Annotated in this window: 1 protein-coding gene; it reads left to right on the top strand. The window is 39.4% G+C overall.

Going from position 1 to position 1,359, the window contains the following annotated elements; translation table 11 throughout:
- Positions 1 to 94: 94 nt before the first annotated feature.
- Positions 95 to 1,359: IS1182 family transposase (locus tag FGQ53_RS11635; RefSeq protein ID WP_138338938.1), on the top strand; the 1,265-nt coding region annotated here is incomplete at its 3' end.

Below are 1,359 nucleotides of genomic sequence, written 5' to 3'. Positions count from 1 at the left end.
AAAAAAACGAGCATTTCCGTAGTTAGAGATGCTCGTTTTCTTATGTCATGGTTTATAATTAAAATAAGAACAAAACAATTAGAAAGCCATGACAATGTATAAAGATTATAACACAAATCAGTTAAGTTTGGAAGTGAATCTTGCCTACGATATTCCAACAACTCACGAAGCGAGAATGATTAGCCTCTTTGTGGACAGTATACCTAGTCAAATTCTATTGGAAGAGACCTCTCACACTGGTCGCCCTGCCTTTCATCCAGCCATGCTCATGAAGATGACCCTGTTCGCTTATGCTCGTCAAGTGTTCTCTGGACGTAAAATCGTTCAAATGAACGAGGAAGTCATTCCCATGAAATGGTTGAGTCAGGATACCTATGTTAGCTATAAAACGATTAATAACTTCCGCTCCAGTAAACATGCCAACAACCTAATCAAAACTGCTTTTATTTACTTCACCTTGCTCATGCGTGAGAACGGGATGATTGAGGATGATGCCTTGTTCATTGATGGAACAAAACTAGAAGCTGATGCCAATCTCTATTCTTTCACTTGGAAAAGAGCTATTGACAAATATGAAGCAGCCTTGAATGGGAAAATTTCCCAGCTCTATGACCAGCTGATTCAAGAAGGAGTAAATCTCGCCTTATCTAAAGAAGAACGGGAGACCAGTCAGGGATTGGAGGAGCTACTAGAAAAAACGGAGGATGCCTTAGCTGAAATAGAACAAGCTATTGAAGAGGAGCCTAAAGTGATAAAGGGTGGATCTGCCAATAGACAAAAACGCCGTCGGATAAAGAAAATTCGTAAGCAATTAAAGGATGATTTCCTTCCTCGTAAACAGCGCTATGAAGAAGCTAGAAAAATTTTAGAAGACCGCAACTCTTTCTCAAAAACGGATCATGATGCCACTTTTATGCGAATGAAGGAAGATCATATGCAAAATGGGCAACTGAAACCTGGGTATAATGTCCAAGCGGCTACCAATGGTCAGTATGTCCTTGATTTTGATATCTTTCCAAATCCAACAGACACTCGCACTCTGAAACCTTTCCTTCAATCAATTCAAACCCTAGACTTATTCAACTATATCGTGGCAGATGCTGGTTATGGTAGCGAAGAAAATTATCGTTTTATCATCGATGAATTGGAAAAAACTACTCTTATTCCCTATACCATGTATCAGAAGGAATTGACTAAAAAGTACCAGACGAGCACAGATAATCCAATGAACTGGGAATATCTTGAGGACACGGACCAGTTTATAAAGCCCGGTGGCGTAGTTTATTCCTTTAAGAACTACTCTAGTCGAACTGATAAGTATGGCTTTCAACGTGATTTCAAGATTTATGAGGCGGATAA

Source organism: Streptococcus mitis (assembly GCF_005844455.1).
Classification (GTDB): Bacteria; Bacillota; Bacilli; order Lactobacillales; family Streptococcaceae; genus Streptococcus; species Streptococcus mitis_BF.
This window is presented reverse-complemented; position numbering and strand designations above follow the sequence as displayed.